Source organism: Tetragenococcus muriaticus DSM 15685, from assembly GCF_000423785.1.
Lineage (GTDB): Bacteria > Bacillota > Bacilli > Lactobacillales > Enterococcaceae > Tetragenococcus > Tetragenococcus muriaticus.
Window position 1 is genome coordinate 1 of the sequence record NZ_AUIQ01000074.1, and the last position, 7,627, is coordinate 7,627.

8 protein-coding genes and 1 riboswitch are annotated in these 7,627 nt (G+C 35.9%); of the genes, 5 read left to right on the forward strand and 3 right to left on the reverse strand.

Translation table 11 applies throughout. From position 1 onward, the window contains the following. Positions 1–102: 102 nt before the first annotated feature. The 5 genes from msrB to G577_RS0109445 all read left to right on the forward strand — a co-directional run bounded on the left by msrB (position 103) and on the right by G577_RS0109445 (position 3,150). Positions 103–540 carry a peptide-methionine (R)-S-oxide reductase MsrB gene (gene msrB / locus G577_RS0109425; RefSeq protein WP_028790978.1) on the forward strand — a complete coding sequence of 146 codons (438 nt, stop codon included), beginning with the start codon at positions 103–105 and terminating at the stop codon, positions 538–540. 103 nt (positions 541–643) lie between these two features. Continuing rightward, entirely contained in the window at positions 644–1,237 is a 594-nt protein-coding gene (gene ruvA, locus G577_RS0109430; protein WP_028790979.1) for a Holliday junction branch migration protein RuvA, read from the forward strand. A gap of 31 nt (positions 1,238–1,268) precedes the next feature. Next, entirely contained in the window at positions 1,269–2,276 is a 1,008-nt protein-coding gene (ruvB, locus tag G577_RS0109435; RefSeq protein WP_028790980.1) for a Holliday junction branch migration DNA helicase RuvB, read from the forward strand. Between the two features lie 24 nt (positions 2,277–2,300). Further along, positions 2,301–2,759, forward strand: coding sequence for a low molecular weight protein-tyrosine-phosphatase (locus G577_RS0109440; RefSeq protein WP_028790981.1), 459 nt, complete (start codon positions 2,301–2,303; stop codon positions 2,757–2,759). Between the two features lie 22 nt (positions 2,760–2,781). Beyond that, entirely contained in the window at positions 2,782–3,150 is a 369-nt protein-coding gene (locus G577_RS0109445; RefSeq protein WP_028790982.1) for a hypothetical protein, read from the forward strand. Between the two features lie 223 nt (positions 3,151–3,373). Here the strand turns inward: G577_RS0109445 and brnQ are convergent, their stop codons facing one another. The 3 genes from brnQ to G577_RS0109460 form a co-directional block, all read right to left on the reverse strand. Next, complete coding sequence (brnQ, locus tag G577_RS0109450; protein WP_028790983.1) at positions 3,374–4,723, reverse strand: branched-chain amino acid transport system II carrier protein; 1,350 nt, start codon at positions 4,721–4,723, stop codon at positions 3,374–3,376. Between the two features lie 189 nt (positions 4,724–4,912). Further along, positions 4,913–5,647 (reverse strand): amino acid ABC transporter ATP-binding protein, encoded by a 735-nt coding sequence (locus G577_RS0109455; protein ID WP_028790984.1) that lies wholly within the window; start codon positions 5,645–5,647, stop codon positions 4,913–4,915. 10 nt (positions 5,648–5,657) lie between these two features. Then, complete coding sequence (locus tag G577_RS0109460; protein WP_028790985.1) at positions 5,658–7,256, reverse strand: ABC transporter permease subunit; 1,599 nt, start codon at positions 7,254–7,256, stop codon at positions 5,658–5,660. Between the two features lie 124 nt (positions 7,257–7,380). Next, positions 7,381–7,553, reverse strand: a riboswitch (Lysine riboswitch). Positions 7,554–7,627 lie beyond the last annotated feature (74 nt).

Consider the following 7,627-nt stretch of genomic DNA (forward strand, 5'->3'; position numbering starts at 1 on the left):
TTAGATAATGAAATGTTGTTCTTTTATTCAATTAAGGAAAAAAGCAAAACAGTAGACAAATAGTTCCAAACAAGAGAAAATGGGTCTAAAGAGGGTGAGAAGATGTCTAAAGATACAAAACAAGATTTAAAAGAACAACTTTCTTCTACTGCTTATGCAGTAACTCAAGAAAATGCGACGGAACGCCCGTTTTCTGGAAAATATGATAATTTTTATGAAAAGGGGATTTATGTTGATATAGTAAGTGGTGAACCTCTATTTGCTTCTTCAAATAAATATGACGCTGGTTGTGGTTGGCCGTCATTTTCCCAACCAATACCTGGTTCAAGCATACAAGAAAAAGCAGACTTTACTTTGGCGCAACCTCGAACTGAAGTACGAAGTAACCAAGCAGACTCACACTTAGGGCATGTTTTTAATGATGGACCTAAAGAAGAGGGTGGATTACGCTATTGTATTAATTCGGCTGCTTTGTCTTTTGTTCCTCTTTCTGAAATGGAAGAAAAGGGTTATAGTAGTTATGTAAAATATGTTAATTAGGTGAAAAAGATTTATAAAAAAATCCGCTTTAATTAAAGCGGATTTTTTCTTTTATTAAGAGTTGTGTTATAATAAGGGAACATACGTGCAGAAAGGAAAGACTATGTACGAATATATCATTGGAAATTTAACAGAAATCTATCCAGCTTATATTGTGGTAGAAAATAATGGAGTGGGGTATCAAATTGCTTCAGGAAATCCTTATCAATATAGCAATCAGGTAAATCAACAAATAAAAATCTTTGTTCATCAAGTGATTAGAGAAGACGCTCATACTTTATATGGCTTTAATACCTTGGCAGAAAAAAATTTATTTTTACGCTTAATTAGTGTTTCTGGCATCGGACCTAAAAATGGATTAGCTATTATGGCAAATGAAGATCATGAGGGGTTGATTGCAGCCATTGAATCCTCTAATATTACTTTTTTAACAAAGTTTCCTGGTGTAGGTAAAAAAACGGCTCAACAGTTAATTTTAGACTTACAAGGAAAATTAGGAGATGTATCGGAGATAAAACAAGAGTCAGCTGATCCTTCGAAAGAAAACTTAGCTTTAGATGAAGCGATGCAAGCTTTACAAGCCTTAGGTTATACAGCGAAAGAAATAAAAAAGGTTCATAAATCATTGGAAAAAGAATCTCCTATGACTACAGATGAATATTTGCGAACAGCTTTAAAAGAAATGATGAAAAAATAAGTGTATTTGTTAATAGAACAGGAGGGAAGATATGACAGAACGAATGAGTTCACCCAATGCTAATCAAGATGAAGAATTTTATGAAAAAACTTTACGTCCTCAATTTTTAACTCAATATATTGGACAAGATAAAGTGAAAGAAGAGCTGACAATTTATATTCAGGCTGCTAAAAATCGAGAAGAAGCTCTTGATCATGTACTTTTATATGGCCCTCCTGGTCTAGGAAAAACGACAATGGCAATGGTTATTGCCAATGAGATGGAAGTAAACATACGCACAACAAGTGGACCTTCGATCGAAAAACCTGGAGACTTAATTGCGATATTAAATGAATTAGAACCTGGAGATGTTTTATTTATAGATGAAATTCATCGTTTGCCAAGAGTAGCTGAAGAAATGCTATATTCTGCAATGGAAGATTTCTATGTAGATATTATGGTAGGACAAGGGACAACAAGTCATCCAGTTCATTTTCCTTTACCTCCTTTTACTTTAATCGGTGCAACTACCAGAGCAGGCATGTTATCTGCTCCGTTAAGAGATCGTTTCGGGATTATTTCGCATATGGAATACTATGAAGAAAAAGACTTAAAAGAGATTGTTCTGCGTTCTTCGGTTGTTTTTCAAACAGAAATCGTTACAGAAGGTGCGGCTGAAATTGCACGTCGTTCAAGAGGGACTCCGCGAATTGCGAACCGTTTATTGAAACGAATTCGTGATTTTGCCCAAGTACAAGCAGACGGAATAATCGATAAAAAAATCGCGGACAAGGCTTTGACATTATTACAGGTAGATCAAGAAGGCTTGGATCATATTGATCAAAAATTAATTAAGACAATGATTGAATTATACGGTGGAGGACCTGTAGGGTTGAATACGTTGTCTGTAAACATTGGAGAAGAACAAGCAACGGTCGAAGATATGTATGAGCCCTTTTTAATCCAGAAAGGATTTTTAAAGCGTACTCCAAGAGGAAGAATTGCTACAGTTCTTTCCTATGAACATTTTCAATACCCTTACCAAACGAATTTAGAATAAGGATAAAAAATAAAGGAGAACAATATGCCAAAAGTTTTATTTGTTTGTTTAGGAAATATTTGTCGTTCCCCTATGGCTGAAGGGTTAATGAAGCAATTTAGTAGACAAAGAGGATACATATTACAAGTTGATTCAGCAGGAACTAGTAGTTGGGAAGAAGGAAACTCACCTCATCCTGGCACGCAAGCTATTTTAAAACGCGAAGGAATTGATTTTTCTACAATGCGTTCTCGCCCGATAACCAAGGAAGATTATTACTTATTCGATTGGATTATTGGTATGGACAAGCAAAATGTCGCTGATTTAATTAAACAAGCTCCTTCAGGAATGGAAGATAAAGTTTATTTGTATATGGGAGCTGTTAAAGGAAAGCAAGAACAAGAGGTATCAGATCCATGGTATTCAGGAGAATTTGAAAAAACATACCAAATGATAATGGAAGGCCTTCAGCCATGGTTAACTCGCTTTAAAGAGGAATCTTAAAAGTTAAGGAAGGATGATATTTATGGAAAAAAGGTCTAAAGTTTTAAATAAGCTTGGAAAATTTGTCCTATTATATTCTGCCACATTGCTAGATTCTTTTTTGAGCGACGATCATGATAAACGAGTAGAAGATGAAAATCTAGCTTATATTCGAACGAAACTACAAGAAGCAAAAATGCAAAATAGCTTATTGGTTTTACAATTAAAAACGGATAAGGTGGACCAATTCGAAGTCATTTTTGGCTGGATGGTTCGAAATGCTGTAGGGAAAAATCAAATTGTTATAAAAGAGAAGAAAAACACTCAACTTATTCGTATTATTTCACTAGAGAGTATAGATAAAATTAGTATTTTATCCCCTACAGGGAAAAATATAAAGCTTGCTAGATAGATACTATTATTCAGATCTTTTTTGAATCTTATATATTTCAAATGTTTTCATCATAAATTCTTCATGACCGCTACCGCTTTTTATACTTAGCCACATAGTTGCAATACACTTAAACACTTTTCACTTTTTATTCCTTTCTCGCTAACTTGTATTGATTAGCGGGATTTTTTATATCATATAAAAAATTATCCACCAGATAATGAATGGATAATTTTTTGTATGATTAATTATGGCGATGTTTAGTTGTTGTATACCAAATGAGGCTAACAATAAAGCCAGTTAAAGCGGGGAGTACCCAACCCATGCCTATAGCAAAGAATGGAAGATATTGTTCGCCTAGTTGGATAAGCATTTGTGCTCCACTTGATTGGCTTATTGCTGGGGGAGCAGCGTTTAAACCATCAATAATTGAAGCAATCAAAGTAAACAAAGTAGTTACTTGGTAGACACGTCGGTCGTTATTAAATAACCTTCCGATAATGGCTAAAAGAACTAGAGTTATTGCTAAAGGATATAAAAACATTAGTACTGGTGTTGCTAATTCAATAATTCTAGTTAAACCTACGTTAGCAAATAAACAAGCCATTGCACTAACTAGTGTTGTAAAGAATAAATATTTTTGTTTAGGGAATAAGATTACAAAAGTCTCAGAAAAAGAAGTAATTAGCCCGATACCAGTTTTTAAGCAAGCAACGATAACAATAAGTGCTAAGATAATACTGCCATATGTTCCTAAGTAATATTGTGAAATTTGGGCTAGCGCTACGCCTCCATTTTCACTGACTGCAAAATTACCTAAACTCATCGTTCCCATGTAAGATAGAAGACTATATATAACACCCATTAAAACAATACTGACCGTTCCAGCTTTTATTGTGTCTATGGCAATTGTTGGACCATCTTTGACGCCACGATTTTTAATTGCCTGTATGATTAAAATCCCAAATGCTAATGAAGCTAATGCATCTAGTGTATTATAACCTTCCAAAAAGCCCCCTGAAAAAGCACCACTTTGATAATTTGGTTGGATTGGAGCATTAGAAATATCTCCTAGTGGGCTAGCAAAAGCTAACACTAATAAAATAGCTAATAAAGCTAGAAATACTGGATTTAAAAATTTACCTACATAATCAAGAATTTTTGAAGGCTTCCTAGAAAACCACCAAGCGGTAACAAAAAATAAAATACTAAAAATCGCCAATACGAGTCCCTGTTGTCCTTCGGGAATATGGGGAGCAATCCCAATCTCATAAGAAGTTGTTGCTAAACGGGGTAAAGCAAAAAAAGGACCAATGACTAAATAAAGCAAAATTGTAAAGATATAAGCATAAGATTTGTTTACTCTTGAAGATAATTCGAATACACCACTGCTTTGTGAAATCCCCATCGTAATAACCCCTAAAAAGGGAAGACCCACACCGGTAACTAATAGCCCGAAATTTGCAGCCGTAACGTTTGCACCAGCTTCTTGTCCTAAATGAACAGGAAAAATTAAATTCCCTGCTCCGAAGAATAAACCAAAAAGCATAGAGCCGATTGTTAAATAGTCTCTAAATAATAACTTTGTTTTCAATTTAACCAACTTCTTTCACAGTATTATAAATAACAAATTAACAAATTCAACCCAAAATAGCAATTAGAAACTGAATCAATCTTTTTTATTTTCTAAATTTTACATAAAAATAAAGCCAAGAAGTCTATTTTGAACAACAACTCAAAAAAGCTGGTCTATGATTGTTCAAAAACTTCTCGACTTTATCATTTATGAATGTATTCTTTGTAAAAATTCTTTTGTGCGAGCTTCCTTTGGATGATCAAATATTTCTGAAGAAGTTCCCTGTTCGGCAATAACACCTTGATCCATAAAAATCACTCGATCTGAAACGTCTTTGGCAAAACTCATTTCGTGCGTTACGATTACCATAGTCAAGCCAGTTTCTGCCAAATCTTGAATGGTCTTTAATACCTCGCCGACCATTTCCGGATCAAGAGCCGAAGTTGGTTCGTCAAAAAGTAAGACGTCTGGGTTCATCGAAAGAGCGCGAGCGATGGCTACTCTTTGCATTTGTCCTCCGGATAACTGAGCGGGTTTAGCAGAGACAAATTGGTCCATTCCGACATTTTTTAAGTTTTTTAGTGCAATTTCTTTTGCCTCTTCTGGTTTTCTTTTGAGGACTGTTGTTTGGCCAGTTGTACAATTTTCTAATACATCCATATTAGCAAATAAGTTAAAGGATTGGAAAACCATTCCTAAATGTGTACGATATTTTGGTAGATTATATCCTTTTTCTAGTACATTTTCCCCTTTATAAAGGATTTGTCCACCTGTAGGCTTCTCCAATAAGTTGATACAACGTAGTAAAGTAGATTTTCCTGAACCGGAAGAACCAATAATGGTTAACACTTGTCCTTTATTTACAGTAGTTGAAATGTCTTTTAAAACTTCGTTGGAGCCAAAGTTCTTTTTTAAATGATTCAATTCGATAATCGCTGACATATATATTCTCCTATTCGTGTCCTGTAGTTGTTTCTTCTATTTTTGTGTCGGTATTAGGACTATCCATTTTCTTTTCCATAAGTCGTAAGAGTCCAGTAGCGGATAATGTTAGGACTAAATAAATTGCACCTACGATTGTAAAGGTTTGGAAAAATAGTAAATTGGTTCCTGCAGCTGCTGAACCTTGGAAGAAAAGATCACCTACACTAATGACACTTAATACAGCAGTATCTTTGATATTAATGACAGATTCATTTCCGATTGCTGGCAAAATGTTTCGAATCGCTTGTGGCAAGATGACCTTACGCATCGTTTGCCCATGTGTCATACCAATCGCTTGAGCTGCCTCAAATTGCCCATCATCGACCGCAAAAATTCCGCCACGGACAATTTCAGACATATAAGCTCCGGTATTAACAGATACGATCAATAAAGCTGCTACTGTTCGGTTCATATCGATTGAAAACAATAAAGCAACCCCATAGAAGATTACCATCGCTTGAACCATCATAGGTGTGCCACGAAAGATTTCAATATAAATACGTAAAAGAGCATTAGCGATTTTTTGTAAGCCATATACAAGAGGATTTTCTGAATCTGGGAGTGTCCTAAAGATTCCTATTAATAAGCCAACGATTGTTCCTGCAATTGTAGAAAAAACAGCAATGAGAAGTGTTAAGCCAGCTCCTCTTAAGAAAAGGACACCGTATTGTGAAATGATGTCACCAAAAGTAGCCAATAATCCACCGCTAGCTTCTTCCTCATCTTCACTTCCGCTAGAAGACGAAGGCTGGTCTTCTACTGCTTGGTCCATGATTTCGGTTCGTTCATCTTGGGAAATTCCGCTTAAAATATCATTCACTGTGGAGGAATCGGGATCACCTTTACGCATGCCAACTGCTACTTGAATATCTTCAGGCGCAGTTTCAAATCCTTCTCCTTCGTCAAAATCTATCATTGTCAAATCGTCATTCACGTTAGTTGCAGTGATTCCTTCAGGACGTTCGCTCACATACCCATCAATAATTCCTGAAGATAAAGCGACTCGCATAGCAGAAAAGTCGTCTTGAGCTTGTTGTTTGTCCACTCCAGGAATTTGATCAATGACAGAGTAGTGGAAGGTATTTAATTGTGCTGTGATTTTTGCACCATTTAAATCTTCGAGTGATTTGGCATCAGCATATTCGCTATCTTTACGAGTCACAGTGACTAAGTCAGATTCATAGTAAGGATCAGTAAAATCAATTTCTTCTCGCCGTTCTTCGGTAGGTGACATTCCAGCTACAATTCCATCAATTTTACCGGATTTTAGAGCAGGTACTAAACCATCCCATTCGATCGGAACGACAACTAATTCTTTATCCATCCCTTCAGCGATTCTTTTAGCCATCTGAACGTCATATCCGCCAGCGTAAGAGCTCGAATCGCCGCTTTTAGGGACAGCTTCATTTTCGTCGCTAGTTTGTGTCCAATTAAAAGGAGCATAGGAAGTTTCCATTCCTACCCTAAATTGGTCCTCAGGTGTTTGATCATCAGCGTTTGCAGTAGCTGTACTGCCAAATAATACAGTAAATAATGATATGAATAAAAGCCAATAAATTTTTTTCATGTTTCTCCATTCTCCCTCTTTTTTTGAGTACTGAATTTTGAAAACACACAAGCACGGCAAAAGAAAAAAGCAGCCGGACTCCATGATTGGAAAACGACTGCAGACATTTTGTCAACAACTTCTCACAAAACATAGCGCACCTTAGCTTGTGCTAAGACAGTACGCAAGCTATTTACTTACGCCCCAACGATATAATTCAAGCAAGAAAAAAATCGTTTCGGCCAATTTCCCTAACCCTGCTTCTATGCGTTGCTTCGCTCCACAGAGGTAATGAAATTTGCGACCTCTACCTGTTCAAAGGTATTTTTTATTCAAATTTCAACTCATTATGAGTTTAGAAGAAAAAAGGGGGATTGTCAACTATAAATCAA